The following is a 25,115-nucleotide window of genomic DNA, read 5'->3' as shown; positions in this document are numbered from 1 at the left end:
TACATAATGAAGCAGCCAGAGTTATTCGGCACGAATGGAATCAGAGGAGTTCCAAATGAAGACCTTACAACAGATCTAGCAATGGGGATAGGAAAGGCAATAGGAACATTTTTCAATGGAGGTAAAATTGCAATAGCAAAGGATACAAGAATCAGCGGAGACATGTTCATGCTTGCTGTTGCCTCCTCTATTATGTCCACAGGTTCTGATGTGATATATGTGGGCGAGTTGCCAACCCCCGGACTCCAGTACTACTGCAAATCAAAGGGTATTCCAGGCGTTATGATTACCGCATCGCATAATCCGCCACAGTATAATGGAATAAAGGCAATAGATAAGGATGGTACTGAAATTGACGAAGAAAGCGAAATAAAAATAGAGGATATATACAACGGCAAATTATTCAAACAGGCATCCTGGGAGAAAATCGGGACGTATAATTATGATAGTACTGCAATAGGTCTTTATATGGACAGCATAGTCAGCATGGTAGATGAAAAGGCCATAAAGGAAAGGCGCCTGAATGTAGTAATTGATACAGGGAACGGGGCATCATACTATACCAGCCCCACAATACTGGCAAAATTGAATTGCCATGTGGTTTCATTGAACGCAAATCCTGATGGCAAATTCTCATCGAGGAATTCAGAACCAAAACCTGAGAATCTGGTGGATCTTATATCTGTAATGAAAACCGGCAAATTTGATCTGGGGATTGCACATGATGGTGATGCAGACCGGTGCGTTTTCATCGACGAAAAGGGCAATTATATTGATGGTGATAAAAGCCTGGCATTGATAGTGAAACATACCATTCAAAAGGGCGATATAGTCGTAACTCCTGTAAGCAGTTCTGATGCACTTGAAAACATATGCAGGGAAAAGGGTGCAAAATTGATATCAACTAGAGTTGGGGCTCCGATTGTGGCACGTGCAATGATAGATAATAATGCATCTATAGGCGGCGAGGAAAATGGCGGTATCATATATGGAAAGCATCAGTTCTGCAGGGATGGGGCAATGACTATGGCACTGATGCTAAATCTCCTTACCCATGAAAACAAAACAGTATCAAGTCTGCTTGAAGAAATACCTGACTATACCATGGCTAAATCATCTGTAGCACGTAAAAAAAGCTGGGGAGAAATAAAAAAATTGCTAATGGAAAATTTTTCCGGGAAAAAGATGGATTTTACCGATGGCGTAAAAATTTTTGATGAAGATGGATGGACATTAATACGGCCTTCAGGGACTGAAAAGATTATCAGAATATTTTCTGAATCCCCATCCAAAAGCCTTGCGGAAGAGTATAATAAAACTTATATGGATTTCCTTGCAAATTTATAAATTTTTATACATATCAAAAAATCTTGTGATTGCAGTTATATTCCCTGCTAATCCAAACCATATTAATAGTATTCCTGTTGCGTAGATATCTATAGAATAGATGGAGAAATGGGATGATACAAAAAACTGGATCAGTGAGAATATTATTATTAAAATCAGCCTGTCTGCCCTGCCTGCTATTCCCGAATAATTTCTTTTAAGGCCAAGTGCCTGGGACTGTGTGCCCATATAGCTGGTAAGCAGTATTCCCAGAATAGCAAATAAGCCAAAATATACATTTCCATAGATTGAAAACGTCATGCCCAGGATGATAAACATATCTGAATACCTGTCAAATACATGATCCAGCATATCTCCCTTTTTTGATGAAATGTTTTTAAGCCGGGCTATTTTGCCATCAAGTGCATCAAACAAAGCAGAAAATATAATAAAAATGAAAGCAAGAAGAAGAAAATAATGGCTTAAATAATAAAAAATTCCGGCCAGCGCTGCAAAAACCAGAGATAATATGGAAATGGTGTTTGGATTTATTCCGGAAAATTTTTTCGTTATAGGATCTAAAAACCTGTCTGCCTTTTTCCTGTAGGAATCTAATACCATAGGCAGGTATTAAAAAGTAATTATTAAAGTGTTGTCTTGCCTGTTTTCTTTACCTTGTGCCATACACGCTTTGCGCCTGTTATCTCCAGGAATAGGGTGTATATTGCTATAAGCGAGTTCAGGGTCAAGTATATATAAATTAATGGAATATAAATAAAATTCTGCCGCTTTTTTATCAATACAAGTACCAGGGCTACAACGTATATTATCAAAGATATCAGAATTAATGATATGAAATAGGTTCTCATTGAATGTACGAATGGGTTGTAAAAATTCAGAAGGGATATGTAAAGCCACCCGAAGAAGAGTATTCCGGAAAATGTAGGGGCGAGGACAATCATTAGGGCATCAAAATCCGTAAATTTGCTGAATCTTTTCTTTGAATGGAAAAATACCTGATGGTATCCACGTAGCCAGCGTGTCCTTTGCCTGAAATACTCTGAATATGATGCAGGAGTTTCCTGAAGTGCCTTTGCACTGCCAAGATATGCCGATTTATACCTTGCATTTGAAATTCTTATTGAACTTTCAAGGTCCTCTGTAAGAAAATTATCGTCCCATCCACCTATACTTTCTATGACCTTCCTTTTAAAGTACTGATTTGATCCAGCCACAGGAACGAAAAGGTTGAAGTGTGTCCTTCCTATAAGCGTGGCCTTAACAAGTATTTCATCTATAACTGCAAGCCTCGTAAATATATTTTCTTCTCTGTTTATGTATGAATTATATCCCTGCAGTACATCTACATTGAAATAATTCATTCCATATACTGCATTTTCAAGTGTATTGGGCAGAAGCATGGTATCGGCATCATATGTGGCAATTACCTCACCCTTTGTCTTTTCAAAACAAAAATTAAGTGCGGAAGCTTTGCTTTTGCCATCTGGCCTGTTGAATACATTTACTCTCTTATCCCTGCTTTCATACTCCTTTGCAATTTTATACGTATTGTCACTTGAATTGTCAACAACCACAAAGAGTTCAAAATTTGTGTATGTTTGATTTAATATGGATTCTATTGTCCGCTTGATCACGGTTTCTTCATTTTTTGCAGGAACTATAATGCTGACCATTGGCTTATACATTTTTAAGCCGGAAAATTGTGCTTCATTTAACTTTGAAAAATCAATATCGTATTTGGTAAAATCCTTATATCCAAAGTAAATTATAGGAAACTGATAAATAACGTAAACCAATCCTATTGCTATTAAAGCGAGCCCTATTCCCTGCAAAATATCCATTTCGGTATAGTATCCCTAGGATATATTTAAAACCTTTTTTATCATAGTTGTTTTTGTATGCATTTCCCGCAAGAATGCGGATAGCTTAAATATTGTTAATATATAATTAAAATATGGTAGCCAGAGTGATGAGCGTTGCATCCACTGATTCAGGGGGTGGTGCAGGCATAATGGCAGATTTGAAAACGTTTACGGCTATGAAAGTATTTGGAACTTCAGTAATAGTTACCTTAACAGCACAGAACAGTGTTTCGGTAAAATCTATTTATGAACTCCCTTTAAAATTTATCAACGAACAATTTGATGCGATAATGGAGGATATTGGCACAGATGCTGCGAAGACAGGAATGCTTTACTCCGCTCCTGTAATCTCAGATGTGACCGAGAAATTTAAACAATATGGAATAAAAAATATTGTTATAGACCCTGTAATGATTTCGAAAACCAATGTCCGGCTTTTGCGTGAAGATGCAGTTGAGACTATGATTACTAAATTGATGAAAATTGCAGAATTAATTACACCAAACATACCGGAAGCCGAAAAAATCTCATCAATGAAGATTAGAAATTCAGAAGACACAAAAATTGCGTCAAAAAAAATTTATGAAAACACAGGTTCATCGGTACTGATAAAAGGCGGGCATGCCGGGAGTCGTTATTCAACCGATATTCTTTACGATGGTTCCGAATATTATGAATTCCCATCCAGGCGTATTAATACTAACAATACTCACGGGACAGGCGATACACTTTCTGCTTCTATTGCGTCCTATCTTGCATCCGGAAAAAAATTGCCAGAGTCCATAGAGCTGGCTAAAAAGTATATAGACGGGGCCATAGAAAACTCATTTCCTATGGGTAAAGGTTATGGGGCACTTTCACATTTCTGGGCGATAAAATGATAGGAAAAATATCCAGGAAATTTTTTGAGGAAAATATAATAAATAAGATTGGCACTCTCCGTGATGAAGTGGTAGTTCCACCAAAAAATGGTGTGGATGTGGGAATTGTGAAAATAGGGGATAAGTATATGGCAGTTACCACTGACCCATTATACATAGATAAATCATTTGGCTTTAAGAAGGCCGCGTGGTTTGCGTTCCACATACTATTGTCAGATCTATATACCTCTGGAATACCTGCCTCTTATATGAGTATTGACCTGAATCTTCCATCCAGCATTACTGATAATGAATTCAAGGAAATATGGGATGTAATAAATGAAGAATGCATTAAATATAATATAGAAGTTGTAACAGGGCATACAGCACGGTACAATGGAGTTGAATTCCCTATGGTTGGCGGAATCACATTGATGGGTACTGGCGAAAAATTCATTACAACCGAAAATGCCGGTGTGGGTGACAGGATAATCATGACAAAAAGCTGTGCCCTGGAAACTGCACTTATACTGTCAAATACATTTCCTGAGTATGTCAGGAATAATATAGGTGAAGAAAATTATAAAAGCATAATTGGCAAATTTTATACAATGACCTGCGTGGGTGAAGAAACTCTTGCAATTGAATATGGAATTTCTGAAAGGATCACTTCAATGCATGATGCAACAGAAGGTGGCTTATTAAATGCTATTTATGAAATTGGAATTGCCTCTGGAAATGGGTTGTCTGTTGATTACAATAAAATAATTATTGACAGTGATATAGAAAAACTTTGCAATTTATTCAATATAGACCCTTTAAGGTCCATAAGCGAGGGTACTTTGCTGATAACGGTAAAGGAACAATATGCCATGGAATTTCTAACTATTTTGCAGAGTTCCGGAATAGAAGCCAGCCTAATAGGGGAAATACTTGATAATTCCAAGGGAATAAAAATCCTCAAGGATGGGAAGCAGGAGGATATTAGACCGGAGGACGACCAGCTATGGGGGGCTATCACCAAAGGAATAAAAGATGGATTAAAATGAAATTAAAAGGGCTTTATCTTGTTACTCCGGATTATTCTGGGGATTGGATTATAAATGCTACTGAAAGGGCAATAAAAAGTGGTGTGGACATATTGCAGTACAGGGATAAAACATCCACTTTCAGGGACAAACTTGCTATTGGAAAAAAATTAGCCTCTATTTGCCATGATTATAGTGTGCCATTTATTGTTGACGATGATCCGGTTTTAATGGATATGCTTGGAGCTGATGGAATACATATAGGAAAGGACGATGTGCCATTTGACTATGTAAAATCAAAGTATCCCGATCATATAATAGGTGTTTCAACTTATGGCAGCATAAAGGATGCTTTGCTATATCAAAAACTTGGAGCAGACTACGTTGCTTTCGGATCATTTTTCCCGACAAAAACAAAGGATGATGCAACTATCTGTGATATCGATGTGCTAAAAGGGATTGGGCCAATCAATATACCTGTATTCGTTATAGGTGGAATATCAAGGGAAAATATAGACCTTGTATTGAAATATGGGATTTCTGGAATTGCTGTTGTCTCTGCCATATATTCACATAATGATATAGAAGACCAGGTATCATATTTTAAAAGCAAATTAATTGAATACGGAAAAAATTAATGTCGTCCATATGGGAAAACATATAATATTTAGTTATATCCATATTTATGAAAATAGAACAGGCATTAATATCACAATTGATGATTTTACTTAATATAAAGAATGGAAAAACACGCCCATCTGAAATTTCCAGAGAACTTGATATTACAATACAGGGCGTTGTCTACCATATGAAAATTCTAAAGAACAAGGGATTTATTGATGACGAAAATAGAATAACAAAAGAGGGTTTTGATTTTCTTTACAACGGTTTAAACTATATGGAAAACTTTGTTCATTCTAGCCTTATAAGCATAGATTCTTCCCTTGTATGGGAAGTTATATCCGATGAAAATTTTGAAGCGAACCAGAATGTGTCACTTTATATGAATGCAGGATACCTGCATGCAGGGGCATATACAGGCAGAGGAGCCCATGGAGTTACAGTAACACGGGCAGTAAAGGGGAAATGCACAGGTGTGACTGCAGTGAGGGAAATAATAAATATTAAAAAATCAAGGATTGTGGTACTTGCAGTAAACAATGTTGAGAAAGTAGATAATATGGTTTCCATTTCACAACTTGTTAAAAACACATTGGAAAGCATGGATTTTGATTTTCTCGGCATCATAGGCGAAATGGCAAAAAATATCACTGATCTCTTAAATATCAGGCCACAATTTGAGTATGCCACAATTAACTCTGCATTTGAGGCTGCTAGAAGGGGATTTACCACGGCTATAGTGGTATCAGAACGATTTTTCCATTTTTCATTAAATGAAATAAGGGAGTTGCAGTCAAAAAATCCGGGCATAGAACTTGATTTAAGGCATATATAAAATTAATGCATACTTTTAATAAATAACAAAATGAAATCAACAATAGCCTGGAATGAATAATATATACAATTTGTGTTTCCATAAAGGTTAAAATTTCCCCATATCGTTTTTTAAATCCGCATAGAAATTAGCTGAATTAAATAATATATTATTAATTATATAATATTAGTATTATTTGTTATTTAAACACGGTATATTCAGTATTATTTTTATAAGTAAATAAAAACATTTTTTCCGATTTTTATAAATATTTAAATAATACTTTATTATAAAGGTGAATTGTAGAGGTGCAAAAAATTATGGAGGACGATGAAAGTGGCAGTAGGGGTACATATCATAGCGGATTTATACGGTGTAGATTCAGAGTTAATATCTAGCGCTGATGGTATTTCACCAATTATAGAAAGTGCAATTAAGGAAGGTAACCTGACGGAAATATCTTCCCAGTATTACCAGTTCCGGCCCATGGGGGCAAGTGGCATAGCCTTGCTGGCTGAATCACATCTTTCATTCCATACATGGCCGGAACATGGACTTGTAACCCTTGATATATATACCTGTGGAGAGCATAGCAATGCAGATAGGGCATTTAATTATCTTTTGAATGTTCTGCATCCAACATCCATAGAGTATAAAAAACTTGAGAGAGGCAGCAAAATCGAGGAAAATGTAAAAATTGAAAATCCCCAGATGATGCTGTGATAAATTGCAGAAAAAAATAATTTTAATTTCTTTTTCCTTTGTATTATGGTTTATAGATTTGTTAATAGGATTGTACCATATAACCACAACATTTAATTTTCTGATCATTCCCGACATAGCGATTTCTGTGGCATCTATATATATGGCTGGTGATATATTTCTTGATGTGTCTTACAGTGTGGGAAAATCTTTTTCGTTCTCTGAAAAATACGTGGGATTATTCATAGTAGGATTTGCTGCAATCGTGGATGAAATTGCAATGTCCGTGATGGCAGCAGTTGAGAACCAGGGGGCAGTTAGTTTTGGCACCATACAGGGTTCAAATGCAATTACCCTGCTTGCATTCTTTATCCTCATACCACTGTACTATAAATCAGGTATTTCAAAATTCAGGTTGGACGCCTACGTTGTCACTGCAACAGCAATAATACTCCTCATATTATCATTTTATTTTATCAAAGTTCCATATTATATAGGATTTATAACTCTGGCGGTATTCTTATTCTATGTTATAAAAAAATCAAAATCGCCTGGAAGCAAAAATGTTATTGTGGCCGAAGAATCATACCCTTCATATTTTGGAATCCTTGCGATTATAGTTATCGTTCTGGCATCCTATAATATGATAGATGCTGCTCTTATTATATCTGAAGTTTTGAAAATTACTGCATTCCTATCATCCTTTTTCCTGCTCGGATTTTTTGGTTCACTTCCTGAAATAATAATGCTGTCTATTTCACTGAAGGACAAGAGAAAGAATGTTTCAATAGGATTGATCACTGGAAGTACATTATATAAAGAAACGATACTATTTTCAATAATCGCTTTCATAGGAACATTGACATTTCAGGATTCATTTTTCTCTCTGATATTGATGATGATATTTTCTGTTGTACTTATAATTTATACATTTATATTCTCATGATGTGCCTTTAAAAAGTTTTAATCAAAATACAAATTTAAAATCCCCAGAACTGCTCATCTTTTCTCTTAATTTTTATTAATTCTTCCATTGTAGTTTTGACATCAGGATCCATATCCTGGTCTTTCATTTCCTTTACTACATTTTCTGGCACGTCAACATATAGGTCTTCGTCTGGAAAAATTTGCCTGTTTAAAGTGACTCCATCAATTGCACATGATAGTTCAGAACCTTTGTCAGCAAATTGATGGTTGACATCTCCATCCCTGAGGCTCTTAATAGTACCTGCATATTTATTCTTGCCATTTATGAGTTTATCACCAACCTTAACACGCCCGGATAGAACTTTAATGCCAACAATTACAGGTTTTGCGGCCCTGAATATATAATCGGGCATGATTACAAGCTTTGATGGTACTGGCTTATTATTTTTCTTTTCTTCTTCTATTTCATTCTTCTTGAATTCGAGCCATTTTGTAAGGTCATCTATCATAGAATAAATAACATTTCCGGAAATAACTTTGGCGTTATTTGTTTCCATGGCTTCTTTTGCATCCCCGGAAGTATTCACGTTGAATCCAACTATTACACGGTCCAGCGGGTTGTTTAATGTAGACACGTTGATTATGTCTCTTTTAGTTATATCCCCTATCTGCGCTTCCCTGACGTTGATTTTGTTCTGTTCCATTTCATAGGCTATAGCTTCAAGTGAACCGATTGCCTCTGCCTTTATCGTGATTCCGTTTTCAGAGAGTTTTATATCTGGTTTTGATTCATTAATCAATTCATTGAAAGCAGCGTCTGTTTTACTGCCCTTAATAGCAATGATAGATGTACCGGAAAGCACATCAAGTTTGTCCGTTATAAGTATTCTTATTCCTGCTGCAGATTTTATACTCTCTTTTTCTACCATGCCTTTTTTACCGGTGGCAATAATAGCCTTTACCTTGGTGACTGCTGGCCCTGCTATTGTATTTAAGGCAATTTTATCGCCCTTGTGGAGCACACCCTGGTACAGTATTGTATCTAATGTCGTTCCAAGTGATCCTTCCTTTTTAATTTCTATAACAGAACCGCGGGTTGATTTGCTCTCAAATTGTATGTGCTCCTCCAGAAATCTCTGTGCGAGCCCTGTCAGAACCATCAGAATATCAGGTACGCCTATATTCAGCTTTGCGCTAATTGGAACTATAGCGAATGATTTTGTGAAATCAGTAATCCTGTCATATCTATCCGATGATATGCCTTTGACATAAAGGTCATTGATAATTTTGTAAATCTTTTCATCAAGAAAATCAACGTATTCCTTCCTCTGTTTACTTAAGGTTTCCTTGAATGATGTATCTTTTGATGAAACAAAATAAGGTATCATGTCAATTTTATTTGCTGCAATTATAAAGGGTGTTTTATATTTTTTTAAAACATCTATGGATTCTATTGTCTGTGGCTTTAAGCCTTCATTTACGTCGATAACCAGTATAGCTATGTCTGCAAGTGCCCCGCCCATAGACCTCATATTTGCAAAAGCTACGTGCCCGGGAGTATCAATAAATAATAATCCAGGAATAGTTACCTGTATATTTTTAAAATAATTTTTAATGTTTGTTTCAAGTGTGTTTTTATCAATTTCGGTTGCACCAATCTTCTGTGTTATGCCACCGGCTTCTTTTTTAGCTACTGTAGTCCCCCTGATATCATCAAGGAGAGTAGTTTTTCCATGGTCTACGTGGCCAAGCACACATACAATTGGTTCCCTTAAATTTTTTTTTGTGGTTTCCATACCTAATAATCCATTATCTCGTTCTCATTAAAGAATATTTTATATTCGTGGTTAAAAGATTCTGGAGAATCGGAGGCATGAACTATATTTTCCTCGATGTTCAATGAAAAGTCGCCCCTTATGGTACCTGCGGCTGCGGCAGAACCATCAGTTGCACCGGCGAGATTTCTGCACGAAATTATCGCATTATCACCTTCAAGTATTAAAGCTACTATAGGACCTGATGTTAAATAAGATACAAGACCTTCAAAAAATGGTTTCATACTATGAACGCTATAATGTTGCCGGGCTTTATCATCAGATACTTTCATCAGTTTCAAAGAAACTATTTTCAAGCCTTTATTTTCGAATCTTTCTATAATATTCCCAATGAGATGCCTTTTTACACCATCTGGCTTTATGAGTACTAAAGTTCGTTCCATATTATTACGCCTTTCTCATTTCCTTGATACGGTGGTACTCGTTTGTCCATTTAACATTTCTAGCAGCTCTCTTGAGGTCGATCATATTAACCCTGCATTTTTTAGAGCAGAAATTCATTATATTTCCATCTTTCCTGATATAAATAATTCCAGATGCGGGTTCAATATCATGGCCGCAAAAGATACATTTTCTATTTTCCATTTCATTCACCTTATTGATAATCTTCTTGCTTCCCTTGCGGTTTCCCTGAGCATCAGTATATCTCCTACTTTAACGGGACCGAGAACGTTCCGGGCAATTATCCTGCCCTGGTCCTTTCCATCCAGTACCCTTACTTTTACTGTTGTGGCTTCCCCGGTCATCCCGGTTCTTCCCATCAATTCGACTACTTCAGCTGGAGTTGCATCGTCTGCCATAATGCATCACTCTTTATCTTCTTCTGAATCTTCTTTCTTCTTTGTAGTCTTTTTAGGGGCTTTCTTTGTTTCCTTTGATTCAGAAGTTTTTGCTTTCTTTGGCTCCTTTTTTGCTTCCTTCTTGGCTTCTTTTTCTGCTTCAGGTGCTTCTGCAGCCTCAGCTTCAACTGCTTCCTCTTTTGGTTTCTCTGACTTGGCTGCAGGTTTCTTCTTTTCTTCCTTTCCAGCTTTTGCATTTTCTATTGATGATATAAGTTCCTTATATGCATCCTCATTTTTGCCGAAATCAACCACTGCTATTGATGCTGCAGATGCAATACCAACTTTCAGTCCAAGGTCACTCTTATTTTTTACATATGTATACGGGACTTTCCTTTCCTCACAAAGGACCGGTATGTAAAAAACAACTTCAGGGGGTGAAACATCCTCTGCTATTACAACTACCTTTGCTTCTCCTCTCTCAATAGACTTAACTACTTCATTTGTCCCTTTCTTAATCTTGCCAGATCTGTAGGAATTTTCTACAAAATCCAATGCATCTTTGACTAACGATTCGGGAGCTTCAAACTTTACATAACTGTTTTCCATGATAATCCTCCTTCACTTCTGCAAGGTATTATAAACTGCAATATAAATATTTAGCATTAGAAAACATGAACATTAAGGAATTTCAAAAAATATGCATATTAAAACAAATAATTGCTTTTATGAACTACACTAACGCGGGTCTATGGAATTGCCATTTATTCATGTTAAAACTCCAGCTGCACAATTCTTCAACACAGGGTTACAAAGATAGTTTGAAATCAGGATTGACAGTTGCCATTGGTGAAATAAATAAAGTGACCATAGAAATTATATGGAAATTTAAAATAGGTCATATCCAGGGAATAAAAATGTAAGTGGTACTAATAAATAGGAAGCATTATATTCCAATTTATTTAATGTCTAACCACTGGATATATTTCAACCGGTATCTCTATCACGGGATCAACGAAATGACGGAAATATATGTGTAGTAATATAAATTTTATGGTATTTTGATGCTAAATTCTATATACTTAACGATATTCCACCTTTATGAGTGAGAAAACTGATGTTATCGCAGCATCGATGATTGGCACAATAATAGAATGGTACGGTATTTTTATTTTTTCATCCGGAGCCATATACATAGCACATACATTTTACCCCCATGTGACTGTGGCCGAAGGAGTTCTGCTAACACTCCTCACATTTGCACTTGGATTTGTTACAAGGCCAGTGGGTGCATATGTATTCGGACATTTCGGAGACAGGCTTGGAAGAAAAAAGATACTTTTGTTAACACTGTTGATATCAGGAATATCCACCGGGCTTACCGGATTGATTCCTTCTGAGGCGAGCATAGGTGTATTTGCCATAGTATTGCTTGTTATTCTAAGATTGGTATTAGGATTTGGATTGGGCGGCGAATGGGGTGGAGCTATGCTTCTTACACTTGAAACATTCAAGAAGAGAAGAGGATTCTACTCTTCCTTTGTCCAGTCAACAGTTGGTATAGGTTTACTCCTGGGAACAGCAATATTCCTGCCACTTGTTGCATACACACCACATTCTTTTATGTATTCAATCGGGTGGAGAATTCCATTTGTGGCCAGTTTTGTTATAGTTGTTATCGGAGTATTTATAAGACTGAAGGTCAAAGAGACGCCGGTATTCGAAGCGGAAAAAAAGAAGAACAGGATTCTAAAATCGCCGGAGAAAGAGTTGTTTACCAGACACTGGAAGAAGATAATTGCAGGTACACTACTTGCAGGTTCCTCAGGCAACTTTTTCTACTTTGCAATATCACTTCTTCCTGTTCTCTTCGAATCACTGAATAAGATATCGGTTTTTGATGGGCTGATAGGTACTGCATTATTTGGGATCATTGACGTAATTTTTGTATTTGTAGGCGGGCAGTTGTCGGATAAACGTGGAAGAAGGGCAATTATAGCCGGTGCCAATATACTTGCACTGATTGTTTGATTCCCTTCCATCTACCTGGTTGGCTTCGGGTATTTTGTAGTTTTCCTTTCCCTGTTTGCAATTGCGCATGGTCTCAGCTATTCACCTTTAGGTGCAATGATTTCAGAAATTTTTCCCACGAATGTAAGGTATTCAGGGAACTCAGCCAGCTACCAGTATGGCAATTCATTCATAGGAGGGCCTGCTCCATACGCATCTGACCTCCTTGGCAGTGTGTCTTATGTACTTTATCCTGTATTTACCCTGATTTTTATTCTTATTGCCCTTGGAGTTATCTACAAATCCAAAGAATCGGAGAAAATGTCTCTGGAGGATTCCGCGTCCGGGTACATAGAATATTAATTTATTTTTATATTTTCTATATTATTTATTATTTTTGCCCCTGCGTATGATGATATTATACCGTTATATGTTGGAAGAAATTTATTGTCATTTTTATCGATTATGTACATACTTGACAATGGCTTAATTTTCTTAGATATTTCCATCAGGTTTTCCCTTGCATTTCCTGGAAACACATTTCCCCTTCCGTCCGTTACCAGAAGTGATACCGTTTTTAATTTTTCATACGAAGATAATTTATATATATTCTCAAGGGCATCGTACAGTGGGGTCTTTCCGCCACTGGAAATATTATCGATAATGTTTTTCAACGCCGTAAAATTCCTTGAAAAATTCATTAATACTTCCGATCGCTCGCCTGCAAATTTTATAAGTGCAACTCTGCTTCTCATAATATACAATTTTTTGAGCAGCATATCTGAAAATTCTCTGGCGATTTCAATTCTTGAACTGAAATTCATTGACCTGCTCGAGTCTATGGCTATTATAAATGGAATTGAGCCTTTTGAGTAGGAATCTTTCATAACAATGGTTTTCTCATTTATCATTCTGAAGCCCGAACTCCATGTATTCAGAAGTGAATGCCTTATATCCATGTAGGTTCCTGATTTCCTGCCTCTATGCCTGAATTGCTTTGCTCTTCCGCTACGCCCTGATTTTTTTGTTTCTATTTTTTTGCCGGGATTTACTTCAAGATTATGGACTGTGCTTTCCCTGTTTTCCTTCTGCTTCTGCTGCTTCTCCTCTCCATTTCTCCCTGCTTCATGATTCTTTTGATCCGTGGGAGTGGACTGATTGCTGGCAGAATCCTGTTCCTGGTTATCATCTGTGTTATCTCCATTATTGCCCGGGTCATTAAAATTATAATCTGGCCTGCTCTTCCCTTTTTCCTTCATCCTGTGGTTAAGGGCAAATTGCAGTGCCTTCTTCAGATCATCTTCATTGACTTCTGTTCTTCCATAATATGCAGCTATTGCCTTTGCAGTTTTTACAGTGCTTATCATGGCCCTGTTGCTCAGGGAATTTTTGATCACTAAATCTGCTATAAAAACCCTGTATTCCCTTTTTATCTTCACATAAGGCAACAGTTTTCTTGCGTTAACTATCTTTAACTGAATTTCACGATCCGGAGCCCTGAACTTTTCTATAAAGCTTTCCCTATCACTGTCAAATTCTTCAACCCGATCAGCTATATCAAGAAGTGTTTCCGGAGATTCTGGCATTTTTCCTTCAACAGAGATGCCAAAACGGTCAAGCAATTGTGGCCTGAGTTCTCCCTCTTCAGGATTCATTGTGCCTACAAGGATGAATCTGGCAGGGTGTGTGTAAGATACCCCCTCCCTTTCAACAATATTTATCCCGGAAGCAGCTGAATCAAGTATTGAATCCACGATAGAATCATCAAGGAGGTTTACCTCATCTATATACAATATTCCCCTGTTTGCTTCGCCTATCAAACCTTCACGGAGAACAGATTCGCCTTTTATAGCATGGGATATGTCAAGTGACCCGACAACACGGTCAAGGGTGGTGCTATTGGGCAGATTTATTATCCTTATCTTCATATTTTCAGTTTTAAGTTCTCCTTTTTTCTTGGCTTCCAGGCATTCGTCACACAGATCGCCATCAGGGTCGCAGTGGAACCTGCATCCCTTGACCGCCTTAACTTCCGGAAGTATGGATGACAGTGCACGCACCATTGTTGATTTGGCTATACCCTTTGGGCCTGTTATGAGTAAACCGCCAATATTGCTATCTATTGCATTTACAATAAGCCCGAGTTTTATGTCTTCGTTATCGACTATGGCAGAAAAAGGAAATGGATATGTCCTCATTCGTTTTCACCCTCTATTTCCATGTACTCTTCCTCAAGCTGTTCCTTCATGCTATCGCTGGCATGCCATATATCCCGCTTATATGCCTCTATCATTCTTGAGGTAATTTCTGAAAGGGCCCATGGATTTTCTTTTTTGAACCACTCCTTCATTTCCCTGTCAAGTACAAATTTATTAGCTATATTATTGAAAATATTGTCGTTCACCATTCCGGTAGTAGCGCCCCAGCCGTATAGATGCTCGATCTTTTTCAGCATTTCTGTAGCGCCCCTATAGCCGAAATTTTTCTGTGCTTCAATCCATTTTTCATTCAACAATTTCCCAATAGCAGTACGTTCTATTTCCTCTTTCATTGTCCGTACCTGTGGCTTATTGGGATTAAATGTGTCTTCAAACATAAGCGATGGCTTTGAGCCGCTTTTCTTCGCCATAAGATAGAAGCCGCCTGCATAGGAATAATTGCACGAATCGTCGTTTATGTCTATCTCATCGATTTCCCTTTTATGTATTATAGTTTCTATATCCTTAGAGATTGAAAGCAGCTCATCCTTTGATTCTCTTCCAAAGTTGTTTTTGCCATATGAATATCCCATCCATTCCGTAAATACATCCGCAAGGTCATTCTCATTTTCCCATTTTGATGATTCTATTGCATTGTTAACTCCGGAACCGTAGGAACCGGGCTTCGAAGAAAATATTCTATCAAGGTGCCCGTATTTCTTATGGTGCTTGACAATGAAATTTACATCATCATCTTCATCCAGTTCAGATACCTTTTTTATTGCCAGATCTATTAATTCTATTATATTGAAAAGATTGTCCCTTACAATGCCACTGGATTCTACCACAACGTCGATTCTGGGCCTTTTAAGGACATCCAGGGGTATTGGCTTAACATCCTTTACCTTCTTTGTCCCTTCCTGCCACACAGGTTCTACACCAATTGTATAGAGTATCTGGGATATCAATTCCCCATCTGACCTGTATGCATCGGTAGACCAGAGAACAAATCCAATGGTTTCCGGAAATTTATTATTTTTTTTGTATTCATTTTCAATGAGTTTGTTTGCCAGTATTACACCAACCTGCCATGCTGAATGGCTGGGTATCTTGAACGGATCAACGGCATAAAAATTCCTGCCTGACGGCAATACATCATACCTTCCCCTGGTGAGCGACCCGGAAACTCCGGGTTCTATAAATTTGCCATTCAATGCCATCAGGAGATTGTTCTTTTCGTTTTCAGGCGAAAACTTTAGTTTTTCTATTATTCCGGTTTCGAGTTCGGGAATTGGTGTACCCTCATTTAAATAGGCCATTATTTGATTTTCAGCTTCTTCCTTGCCATATTTTTTGGATAATGACTCGTCAAAACGTGTGGCAGTTGTAACGTAATCCTTTAAATCATCTTTGTCAATATCTTTTCCGTAGATATATAATCCCTTGCTGATTATGGAATCCTTGAAGAGATTGAGGCGGTGTTCAATTTCATGCGTAGCTTTATGTGCATCCTTAAAATCTATGGATAAGCCAATTTTATCTGAAATCTTCTGGATTTTCTCAAGGATCATGGTTTCCCTTGATGTATTCTCTGCCTTTTCTGTTTCCTCATAATCATCTATGAGGTCTTCTAGCTCCTTTATATCATCGGGAACATCATCGTAGGCTGTTGGCGGAGTAATATAATCAAGAAGGACTGCATAGCTTCTCCTTTTAGCTATTATCCCTTCTCCGGGAACATTTGTGGAATAAAGGTATAGATTTGGAATCTCACCGATAGAAATCTCCGGAAAATCTGATGGTGATAGCCCGAGGCCTTTCCCCGGCGTGAATTCCAGTGTTCCATGTGTTCCAACATGTATTATTGCATCTGCCCTGAAAATTTCCTGGATCCATTTATAAAATGCAAGCCAGTAATGGGTAACCGGCGTCAGGGAGTCATGTATTGACCTGATGCTATTATCATTGTCAGCAAATGTAATTCTCTTTGGCTGTATGCCTATAAAAATATTCCCTGATATGATCCCGGGAATATGCATGGTACCGTTAAGGAGCATGTAGTCCCTTTCAGTGTTAAGTTCCCCCCAGCGCTTGATTATCATATCCTGCGAATCCTCTGGCAATTCGCGGAAAAATTTCATATACTCTTTTACTGGCATTCCATAGACGGATCCGCCCTTATTTATTATTTCTTCAACAGGCGTCCACTTTCCTTCAGGTATTGCCTTTTTCTCCATTATTGTTTTAATAAGAGATTCGCCGTTCTCCGGCAGGTAATCCATATTATATCCATTCTCACGCAGTAATGACATTATGCTGGATACTGAATTAAGTGTGTCAAGCCCTGTTGCTGTACCGATATTGGCTTCCAGATCCTTGAAAGATGAACCTGAATGCAGTATAATAGCTATCTTTTTCTCAGAATTTTTCATATAGCGCAGGTTGACCCATTTCCGGATCCTGTTAATCATGTATTGTGCCTGTTCCTTGACGGGGACGAGTTCCCTGTATATGGTGCCCCTGTCATAAATTTTCTTAATAACGCCGATAAGTACAGGCTCAATAGTCCCATCCATTTCAGGAAGCATTGCGCTCATAATAGTTGATACAACGTCCAGCCCGGAAGAATCAAGCCATTCCTTTTCCTCTTTATAATAATATATTAAACCCTGAAATACAGGAACACCCAGATTCATCAGTGTACTTTTATCCTCCTTCTTGATTAGGGAGAACGATAATAGATTTATAACTGCATCAACAACTGGCTTCCCATCGCTGTAGAAATATGTATTTATGCATTCTTCAGCACTCATTATTCCCCTTGACCGGTCACCAAAGCCGTTTGTGAACACCGGTATTGCAGAAATTTTATTATTATTTAAATTATCTATAATGTACTGTATTATTTTTGTGTCCCTGTCTACCCATGCTGTCCGGTAAAATAATATTCCTACCTTCTTAGGAAACTCAGTATTTCCATATTCATAGATTCCGGAAAATGGCATCTCAACCGGCTCTTCATAATGCCGGGGGGTTATGGTGTTTTCAATGAATAATACCATATTCTTAATATTTTCATAGCCACCGTAGAAATAGTAATTTGATACTTTTTCTTCGACAAATTTGCTCACCGTTGAATAATTGCTCAGTATCGGGTCAATGGCTATTACATTCTTCTTCCCCTTAATGACGCTTTCTATGTCTTCAAGAATATTGCTGTAAATATTTTCACCGGAAAAATGATGGATGAATACAGCATCGGCATCTCTAACAAAGTCTATAAATTCCTTATCTACAGGATCAAGCCTTGGATATTTTATTTTTATTTCATTGCCTGTTTCCTCACCTGCGTGTAAAAATGACTGGATAACGGAACCGTTCCATCCTATAAGTACGGCAAACTTCATAAAAGTAAAGTCAATTTTATTATTTAACTGTTCTTGATATTCCTGATCACAGAAAAAAACAGTGTGTGTATAATAATCCTATTACATCCGTACAATATTCAAAACACAATGCATATAACCACGATAATTAGTTTTCAATATGCCGTAATCCGTTACATATAATTAATTTTTCAAAATAAAATTTAAATATAGATAAACGATTAAGGTGTGGAATGACGTCTCCAAATTGCAGTGCGCTGATGACGCCTACTGGTGATACATATGTTAATATTGATCATGGAGACGCTATCGCAGTACCTATTCGTTGTGTTATTTTCGCCACTTGCAATTGGTATATTTGAAAAATTAAAAGCCAATATTGAATCAAGAAAAGGCCCTAGCATATTTCAGCCCTATTATGATTTATTCAAGCTGCTTAAAAAGGAAACTATAGTTACTGAAAATTCCTCCAGATTCTTTCTATATTCCCCATATATTGCCTTTGGTATATATTCCCTGATTGCACTGATTATACCCGTATTTATGACAGAGCCAATAATATTCACTGCATCGGGTGATTTTTTCGCCGGTGCCATATTATTTTCCCTTGCCGCTTTCGTAAAAATTATAGGCACTTTGGATTCCGGAAGCAACTTCTCATCCATGGGTGCATCGAGGCTCATGTCCTTTAATTTCTTCGGGGAGGGCACATTAATAACAGTATTCTTTGCAGTTGCACTGATAAGCGGGACAAACAATCCCTATACAACAAACCATTATTTAATATCACATCCACTTTCAAATCTCACTCTGGTACATATTTTTGCAATCTTTGCATTCTTTATGGTTTTCCTCTATGAATTTGGAAAAATGCCAACACAGAGCGAAGGAAACCAGGAAATGGGAATGATCGATTCTGGAATTGATTATGAATACAGCGGAAAAGCACTGGCGATAAATAAATGGTCTTCCTATATGAAAACCTACCTGCTGGGCTCTGTGCTGATAAATGTATTCCTGATACCATGGGGGATGTTTAACACATTTCCCCTATTCTTTTTAAATGCCCTTACCATGATTGGGAAATGGCTATTATTAATAGTAATCGTGCTTGTAATAGATACATCACTGGCAAAACTCAGGCTATTCAGGGTTATTGATTACCTTGCTGTTGCATTCACCTTTTCCATTCTGTTCCTGATACTCACAGAGGTGATCACATGAATATAATATACACATTTATTTATCTCCTTGCTGCACTGATTGTTGTCACCGGATTTTATATCCAGTCCAATAAATACCTGAGGTCCATGGTATTAACCCAGGCATTCCAGTCATTTATTATTGCATTAATTGCATTCCTCCTTGGAATTGTATTGAGACAGTATACATTCTTCATACTGGGTGCACTGGTTATTCTGCTCAGGACTGTGCTTGTTACATATTTCCTGGTGTCAAAGATACCGAAGAACAAGAATTATCTCTACGAATCAAAGCTGCCTACTACATATTATTTGCTGATTGACCTGGCATTTATAGTAATTTCAATATTCATTGTCTATTCCATATCATTTATACATATAAGGTCGCACATATTTCCTGACAGTGATATAATCCTGTTTCCTCTTCTACTTTTCTTCCAGGGGCTCTTCGTAATAGCTTCAAGGAGAAGGACGGTGGCCCAGATACTTGGATACATTGAAGAGGAAAATTCCCTGATACTTCTCGGTACATTCATACTGCCGGTTCCAATTATAATTGAGAGCAGCGTATTTCTTGATGTGCTGGTACTTGTTGTTATATTTTCCATAATTAGCATTGAAAAAACAGAGCATAAGCCTGTGGAGGAGTTGAGAGGATGATTTATGAAATTCTTATACTGGCAATACCGCTTATATCTATGGCTTACTTTAAAAAGATAAAGGAGGCAAGCATAATAGGTGCAATCATAGAGATGGTATTGCTGATTTCATTGTACTTTAATATGGCTCCATCTGGATTCTTCTTTATAGACCATATCACATATATATTCATTTTAATGGTAAGTTCAGTATATCTTATGTCCCTGATATATTCCGTGAAATATGTGCATAACATAAAGAATAAAGGGATTTCAGAAAACGTTTATTACATGCTTATGGGATTCTTTTATGTTGCAATGGAATTTGCACTCATGGTAAATAATTACGGATTTATGTGGGTGGGGATAGAGACAACAACAATATCCTCTGCATTGCTTCTTATCACTGAAAAATCAGATATTTCACTTGAAGCCACATGGAGATATATTATTATTGTATCCGCAGGCGTCACATTTGCGTTTATATCTGTAATACTTATTTATTATTCATTTGGAACGCTTACAATTACAACCATATTAGCCTATGGGGCAAAGGATACAATAGCTGTAAGGCTTGCAGTTGCAATAGCCCTCGTTGGGTTCGGTACAAAAGTAGGCGTATTTCCGGTACATACATGGCTTCCCGATGCCCATAGCGAAGCCCCGGCACCTGTCAGTGCAATGTTTTCAGGTGTGCTGTTGCCCGTTGCTCTTTATGTATTATACAGGATTTATGAAATATTTCCCATGAGGGAACTCTTTGTATGGGCTGGAACAATATCGGTACTGTTTGCAGCTATATTCCTTGGATACCAGAAAAATTACAAGAGGATGTTTGCCTATTCTACAATGGAAAATATGAATATAGCGTTGATAGGTTTCAGTACTTTTACAATAACCGGGCTTATAGGTTCACTTCTCCTGCTGCTTGCCCATAGTTTTGGCAAAGCGGGGGCTTTCTATTCATCCGGAAATGTATATGAAATGTCTGGAACAAAATCAATCGATGGCGTATCAGGATTAATAAGGAACAGATCCAGTGCAGCTTCCATGCTTTTATCATCCTTTGCAGTAACCGGAACTCCTCCCTTCGGAACGTTCTTCGGTGAGTTCCTCATACTGTATTCCGTGTTTACAATCCACTTCTATGCCCAGTTTGTCATAATAGTTTTATCATTATTCCTGGCATTTGTATCAATTAATTTTAATGTTTCAAAAATGATTTTCAGGGGAAAATCTGAGTACAGCCAGTCTGGAATTAATACGGCCTTGCCACTCATAGCCGCCATATTGTCAATATTTATTGGAGTGGTATTTCTGGTGGTGTATCATGCAATATTATAAGTTTGGAGAAAGTTCAGGGCGTTATATAGGAAGGAGCAAAAACTACGACATATATGCCTCTTCAATAGCTCCGGCAGTTGAAAACACAGACCAATTTGCGGATAAAAATCCAGGGGAAATCTATTTTAATTATGGTCCATCGGCAGGAGGGCTCAGGGAATCAGTAAATTTCAGCCTGCTTACTCCAGGGGAAACAATAAGGGATGTGATAATACATCCTGAATACAAAAAGCGCGATTTAAAAATTCTCGGAGACCCGGTTTCACGTGCATTGCTTAAAGTTGAGAGGATAAATGGATTCCATGCCGCATCCAATAGCATAGGATACATTCTGGCAGTAGAAGAGGCACTGGGCATCGAAAATTCTGAATTAAATGACATGAGAATAGTGGAACTTGAACTGGAGCGCATAAGGTCAAATATAGACGTTATAAAGGGCATGTGCGAATCAGCTGGATTTGCTGTTCCTGAAAAACAGCTCCTATATCTCAGGGAAGAGGTAGCACGGATTATATCCAGGGCATTCGGCCATAGATACTTTTTTTCTGTTAATGGTTTTGGAACAGTATCAGGAGATTTTTCAACAATAAAATTAAATGCCATTGAAAAACAGTTCCGTGATATTTATGATGGATTGTTATCCTCCAAGATATTCCTTGATAGGATCCAGGAAAATGGAATCGTTAAAAATGAGAATTCAACAGGGCCAGCCGCCAGGGCAGCCGGATTTAAATTTGATGCAAGAAAAGATTCAAAATCGCTGGATTATAGAAATTTTACACCGGTAACAGAATCTGGAGCAGACTCGTTCTCCCGGTTAGTTGTAAGATCAGAAGAGGTATTTGAAGCGATAAATATTATAGATTCATATGGCGTTAAGAATATTAAAACACGGACAAAAAATGAATTAACAGGTTCAGGGAAGGGGTCTGCCCGTATAGAATCCCCTGCAGGCGATATTTTTTATTATGTAAATATAGAAAATGGGAAATTAAATGATATCCAGATGGTTTCGCCTTCATACCTTAATTTAAGGCTGTTCAGGGAAGCTTTGAAAAATAACAATATATTCACAGATTTCTTCTTTGTGTGGGAAAGTTTTGGCATATGGATTTCTGAACTGGAGGTGAATTTTATATGAACTGGTTCCTCAAGGGGGTAAAAAATAGAATAAAGACGGAAGAGCTTGAGGGCTATAGGGTTGAACAGCCATCGTTCCTTGATGGGAAGAGCGATTATGATTGCCCTACAGATGCCCTGGAGAATGGGAAATGGGACATGAACAGATGTATATTCTGCAGGGAATGTGATCTAAAACCCACAGGAAAACAGACAACTTTCACAGTTAATAGGGAAACACCACACATATTTGAAAAATCCCTGTATTTATATCCTATAGATTCCGGTACATGTGGAGCCTGCAATGTTGAGTTTACAACATTATTTTCCCCGCAGTATGATACAAACAGATTTAAGATTTTTATGTCAAATACACCGAGGCATGCTGATGCACTTGTTGTTATGGGAGTGTACACAGATGGCATGGAAGCTGTTTTAAAGGAGGCTTATGATGCTATGCCTTCCCCTAAAATAGTCATAGGAATAGGGGCATGTGCACTCTCCGGAGGAATTATTGGCAGCAGGGCAATGGATAAATATGATATAGAAGTTGCAGGATGCCCACCCACACCTGCTTCTATAATAAACGCGATAATAAAGGCGAGGGGTAAAAGATGATACTGTACTATTTACCGTTAATCCTTGTATTTTTATCGGTCCTGATTTCCATAAAGTACAGGACAGCCGGATATTTGCTCACTGCCATAGCATCGGCAATGTTCTTTTTATTCACGTTCAGGATTTATGACTATATAACATACTTTTATCTTATTGCTGCAATCGTGTGGATAATAGCCTCAGTTTTTTCCATATCATATTCAAAGAAGTATGGCAGGTGGCTGGCACCATTATTCATATTGACAATAGCTGGAATGATGCTTATACTTTATTCCCCAAATTACCTTTTATTCATAACAGGCTGGGAAATCATGTCTATTCCTGCATATGTTACAGTAGCTGTAAACAAAAAGAATGATATGGAAGCTTATATATTCATGTTTTTCTCTGAAATCAGCACAGTTTTAATAATTACAGCTGCTGTGATTTCATATGTTTATACCGGCACTTTAGACTTTTCAAAACTTACCAACGACACAGTATTGCTTATATTTGCCATAGGTGCAATGTCAAAAATGGGTTTAACCCCATTCATGATCAGTGAATGGCTGCCCATTGCACACGGGAGCGCCCCGGCAAATACTTCAGCAATATTCAGTGCTACAATGACGTTAATGGGTGTATATGGCATAGTAAAAATTGCATTGCTTTCTGTAGTTTCAATAGACATAGGAATTATATTTATAATAATAGGGGTCATATCTGTCCTATTCGGAGCATTATATGCTTATATATCGGAAAATATGAAGTCCTTAGGCGGTTTCAGCACCATAGAAAATAACGGTGCCCTGATGGCAACAATAGGTTTATTTGTAGCTGTAGACAACAGTGTGTTAAGGGAATTTATACTCATATCCATAGCTATCTTTGCCATGGCACATTCAATAGCCAAAACCGGTTTGTTTATAACTGTCGGCCATACCGGGGTAGAATATTTCAGTGCTGTTAATGGCGAGAAAAGCACAATAAACCAGATCGGAAAGTTTTTTGCACTTTCTTCCCTGTCCGGGTTGTTCCCTTCATTAGGTGGGCTGGGTACCTGGATGATACTGGAATCTTTCTTCATGGGGGCTTACCTCTATGGCCCATTGGGCATAACATCCATAATAGCAGGCTCCCTTATAGCTATGGGAGAGGGTTTTGCCACAGCAGCCATGCTGAAAGTGTTTTACTTTACAGATAACCACAAAAAAACATCCGGAAAGAATCTTGAGAATTACACAATACTTGCTACGGGATTAATCCTTGTCTTTCTTTTCGCTGTATCATTCCTGTTGATCGGAAATGAATACATATCCGGAATACCATCTGTACTGGTTTTCAAAGGATTAATGATTGAATCGCGTTTCGGGCCAGCCGATTTCGGGCTTATAACACCGCTTTACATATTTATATTCCTTCTATTATTTTCCCTGATAGTTTACCTCGTGTTCGGGAAGCCACGTGTGAGGGTTGCTAAAAGATGGAATGGAGGAATAGAACATAATGAGTATTTTAACTCATTTAACTATTCCAACAATATAAGGCTCATACTTAAAAGGGTGCTCAGGACATCATATACCAGCGAAGATGGCGTAGAAACTGTGGATATTTTCTGGCTTGTAATGATAAATATAGCAAAATCGTATAGAAAATTCGCCCGGCTTGTAGCCTATAAAATTATGAACAGTTCAATATCATATTATATTATCTATATGATAATAGCGTTTATTCTGGTCATTATAATAGCCTCATTCTCATGATCTGTGTTGAAAGTTTCATGACACAGCCGTCTACAGAAAACATAGATTTAATTTTTTTATGTAGATAGCTATTTAAAACATAC

The 25,115-nt window shown here is 37.5% G+C and carries 24 protein-coding genes and 1 pseudogene; 16 read left to right on the top strand and 9 right to left on the bottom strand.

Features of this window, described 5'->3' with window-relative positions; translation table 11 throughout:
- Positions 1-6 precede the first annotated feature (6 nt).
- Positions 7-1,347 carry a phosphoglucosamine mutase gene (glmM, locus tag fad_RS02960; RefSeq protein ID WP_081141718.1) on the top strand — a complete coding sequence of 447 codons (1,341 nt, stop codon included), beginning with the start codon at positions 7-9 and terminating at the stop codon, positions 1,345-1,347.
- Here the strand turns inward: glmM and fad_RS02955 are convergent.
- Together fad_RS02955 and fad_RS02950 are read right to left on the bottom strand one after the other, a co-directional pair.
- Positions 1,342-1,947: a CDP-alcohol phosphatidyltransferase family protein gene (locus fad_RS02955; RefSeq protein ID WP_009887658.1), complete on the bottom strand. Its 606-nt coding sequence runs from the start codon at positions 1,945-1,947 to the stop codon at positions 1,342-1,344. The genes glmM and fad_RS02955 overlap by 6 nt on opposite strands.
- A 23-nt stretch (positions 1,948-1,970) precedes the next feature.
- Entirely contained in the window at positions 1,971-3,188 is a 1,218-nt protein-coding gene (locus fad_RS02950; protein ID WP_009887657.1) for a glycosyltransferase, read from the bottom strand.
- A 113-nt stretch (positions 3,189-3,301) separates the two neighbouring features.
- Here fad_RS02950 and thiD point away from each other — a divergent pair, with 113 nt between their 5' ends.
- The 6 genes from thiD (at position 3,302) to fad_RS02920 (ending at position 8,180) form a co-directional block, all read left to right on the top strand.
- Complete coding sequence (thiD, locus tag fad_RS02945; protein WP_048074070.1) at positions 3,302-4,090, top strand: bifunctional hydroxymethylpyrimidine kinase/phosphomethylpyrimidine kinase; 789 nt, start codon at positions 3,302-3,304, stop codon at positions 4,088-4,090.
- Entirely contained in the window at positions 4,087-5,118 is a 1,032-nt protein-coding gene (locus tag fad_RS02940; protein ID WP_009887655.1) for an AIR synthase family protein, read from the top strand. The genes thiD and fad_RS02940 overlap by 4 nt, the downstream gene beginning before the upstream one ends.
- Positions 5,115-5,735, top strand: coding sequence for a thiamine phosphate synthase (gene thiE / locus fad_RS02935; RefSeq protein ID WP_236940601.1), 621 nt, complete (start codon positions 5,115-5,117; stop codon positions 5,733-5,735). Before fad_RS02940 ends, thiE begins: the two co-directional genes overlap by 4 nt.
- Positions 5,736-5,782: 47 nt before the next feature.
- Positions 5,783-6,553, top strand: a complete 771-nt coding sequence (locus tag fad_RS02930) for a MarR family transcriptional regulator (protein ID WP_009887653.1) — start codon at positions 5,783-5,785, stop codon at positions 6,551-6,553.
- A 309-nt stretch (positions 6,554-6,862) separates the two neighbouring features.
- On the top strand, positions 6,863-7,255 hold the full coding sequence (gene speD / locus fad_RS02925; RefSeq protein ID WP_009887652.1) for an adenosylmethionine decarboxylase: 393 nt from the start codon (positions 6,863-6,865) through the stop codon (positions 7,253-7,255).
- Between the two features lie 127 nt (positions 7,256-7,382).
- Positions 7,383-8,180: a hypothetical protein gene (locus fad_RS02920; protein WP_155951096.1), complete on the top strand. Its 798-nt coding sequence runs from the start codon at positions 7,383-7,385 to the stop codon at positions 8,178-8,180.
- A 34-nt stretch (positions 8,181-8,214) separates the two neighbouring features.
- On the opposite strand, the gene infB is transcribed toward fad_RS02920, so the two are convergent.
- The 5 genes and pseudogenes from infB to rpl7ae form a co-directional block, all read right to left on the bottom strand.
- On the bottom strand, positions 8,215-9,957 hold the full coding sequence (gene infB / locus fad_RS02915) for a translation initiation factor IF-2 (protein WP_081141714.1): 1,743 nt from the start codon (positions 9,955-9,957) through the stop codon (positions 8,215-8,217).
- Positions 9,958-9,959: 2 nt separating this feature from the next.
- Positions 9,960-10,379, bottom strand: a complete 420-nt coding sequence (ndk, locus tag fad_RS02910; protein ID WP_009887649.1) for a nucleoside-diphosphate kinase — start codon at positions 10,377-10,379, stop codon at positions 9,960-9,962.
- A 4-nt stretch (positions 10,380-10,383) separates the two neighbouring features.
- Entirely contained in the window at positions 10,384-10,581 is a 198-nt protein-coding gene (locus fad_RS02905; RefSeq protein WP_019841727.1) for a 50S ribosomal protein L24e, read from the bottom strand.
- Between the two features lie 5 nt (positions 10,582-10,586).
- Positions 10,587-10,796 (bottom strand): 30S ribosomal protein S28e, encoded by a 210-nt coding sequence (locus tag fad_RS02900; protein ID WP_009887647.1) that lies wholly within the window; start codon positions 10,794-10,796, stop codon positions 10,587-10,589.
- 228 nt (positions 10,797-11,024) lie between these two features.
- A pseudogene (rpl7ae, locus tag fad_RS09560) lies at positions 11,025-11,384 on the bottom strand (50S ribosomal protein L7Ae); the annotation flags it as partial.
- Positions 11,385-11,503: 119 nt separating this feature from the next.
- Between rpl7ae and fad_RS02890 the strand changes: the two are divergent.
- The 3 genes from fad_RS02890 (at position 11,504) to fad_RS09445 (ending at position 13,148) form a co-directional block, all read left to right on the top strand.
- Positions 11,504-11,698, top strand: coding sequence for a hypothetical protein (locus tag fad_RS02890; RefSeq protein ID WP_148285749.1), 195 nt, complete (start codon positions 11,504-11,506; stop codon positions 11,696-11,698).
- A gap of 178 nt (positions 11,699-11,876) precedes the next feature.
- Positions 11,877-12,806: an MFS transporter gene (locus fad_RS02885; RefSeq protein WP_236940600.1), complete on the top strand. Its 930-nt coding sequence runs from the start codon at positions 11,877-11,879 to the stop codon at positions 12,804-12,806.
- A gap of 9 nt (positions 12,807-12,815) precedes the next feature.
- Positions 12,816-13,148, top strand: a complete 333-nt coding sequence (locus fad_RS09445) for an MFS transporter (protein ID WP_335589200.1) — start codon at positions 12,816-12,818, stop codon at positions 13,146-13,148.
- Here the strand turns inward: fad_RS09445 and fad_RS02880 are convergent.
- Positions 13,145-14,983 (bottom strand): VWA domain-containing protein, encoded by a 1,839-nt coding sequence (locus tag fad_RS02880; RefSeq protein WP_081141712.1) that lies wholly within the window; start codon positions 14,981-14,983, stop codon positions 13,145-13,147. The genes fad_RS09445 and fad_RS02880 overlap by 4 nt on opposite strands.
- Positions 14,980-18,390 (bottom strand): cobaltochelatase subunit CobN, encoded by a 3,411-nt coding sequence (locus fad_RS02875; protein WP_081141711.1) that lies wholly within the window; start codon positions 18,388-18,390, stop codon positions 14,980-14,982. The genes fad_RS02880 and fad_RS02875 overlap by 4 nt, the downstream gene beginning before the upstream one ends.
- 261 nt (positions 18,391-18,651) lie before the next feature.
- Between fad_RS02875 and fad_RS02870 the strand changes: the two genes are divergently transcribed.
- The 6 genes from fad_RS02870 to fad_RS02845 are packed head-to-tail and all read left to right on the top strand — an operon-like array spanning position 18,652 to position 25,032.
- Positions 18,652-19,593, top strand: a complete 942-nt coding sequence (locus fad_RS02870; RefSeq protein WP_019841725.1) for a respiratory chain complex I subunit 1 family protein — start codon at positions 18,652-18,654, stop codon at positions 19,591-19,593.
- A complete protein-coding gene (locus fad_RS02865) occupies positions 19,590-20,231 on the top strand; it encodes a hypothetical protein (RefSeq protein ID WP_081141703.1) in 642 nt (213 codons plus the stop codon). The genes fad_RS02870 and fad_RS02865 overlap by 4 nt, the downstream gene beginning before the upstream one ends.
- Positions 20,228-21,553 (top strand): proton-conducting transporter transmembrane domain-containing protein, encoded by a 1,326-nt coding sequence (locus fad_RS02860; protein ID WP_081141701.1) that lies wholly within the window; start codon positions 20,228-20,230, stop codon positions 21,551-21,553. Before fad_RS02865 ends, fad_RS02860 begins: the two co-directional genes overlap by 4 nt.
- A complete protein-coding gene (locus fad_RS02855) occupies positions 21,540-22,694 on the top strand; it encodes an NADH-quinone oxidoreductase subunit D-related protein (protein ID WP_009887638.1) in 1,155 nt (384 codons plus the stop codon). The genes fad_RS02860 and fad_RS02855 overlap by 14 nt, the downstream gene beginning before the upstream one ends.
- The gene (locus fad_RS02850) at positions 22,691-23,290 is read left to right on the top strand and encodes an NADH-quinone oxidoreductase subunit B family protein (protein ID WP_009887637.1); all 600 of its coding nucleotides are present in this window, start codon (positions 22,691-22,693) and stop codon (positions 23,288-23,290) included. The genes fad_RS02855 and fad_RS02850 overlap by 4 nt, the downstream gene beginning before the upstream one ends.
- Positions 23,287-25,032, top strand: coding sequence for a proton-conducting transporter transmembrane domain-containing protein (locus fad_RS02845; RefSeq protein ID WP_081141699.1), 1,746 nt, complete (start codon positions 23,287-23,289; stop codon positions 25,030-25,032). The genes fad_RS02850 and fad_RS02845 overlap by 4 nt, the downstream gene beginning before the upstream one ends.
- Positions 25,033-25,115 lie beyond the last annotated feature (83 nt).

Source organism: Ferroplasma acidiphilum (assembly GCF_002078355.1).
In the GTDB taxonomy this organism is placed as follows: Archaea; Thermoplasmatota; Thermoplasmata; order Thermoplasmatales; family Thermoplasmataceae; genus Ferroplasma; species Ferroplasma acidiphilum.
Note: the sequence above shows the minus strand (reverse complement) of the source record. Positions and strands in the feature narration are given on the sequence as shown.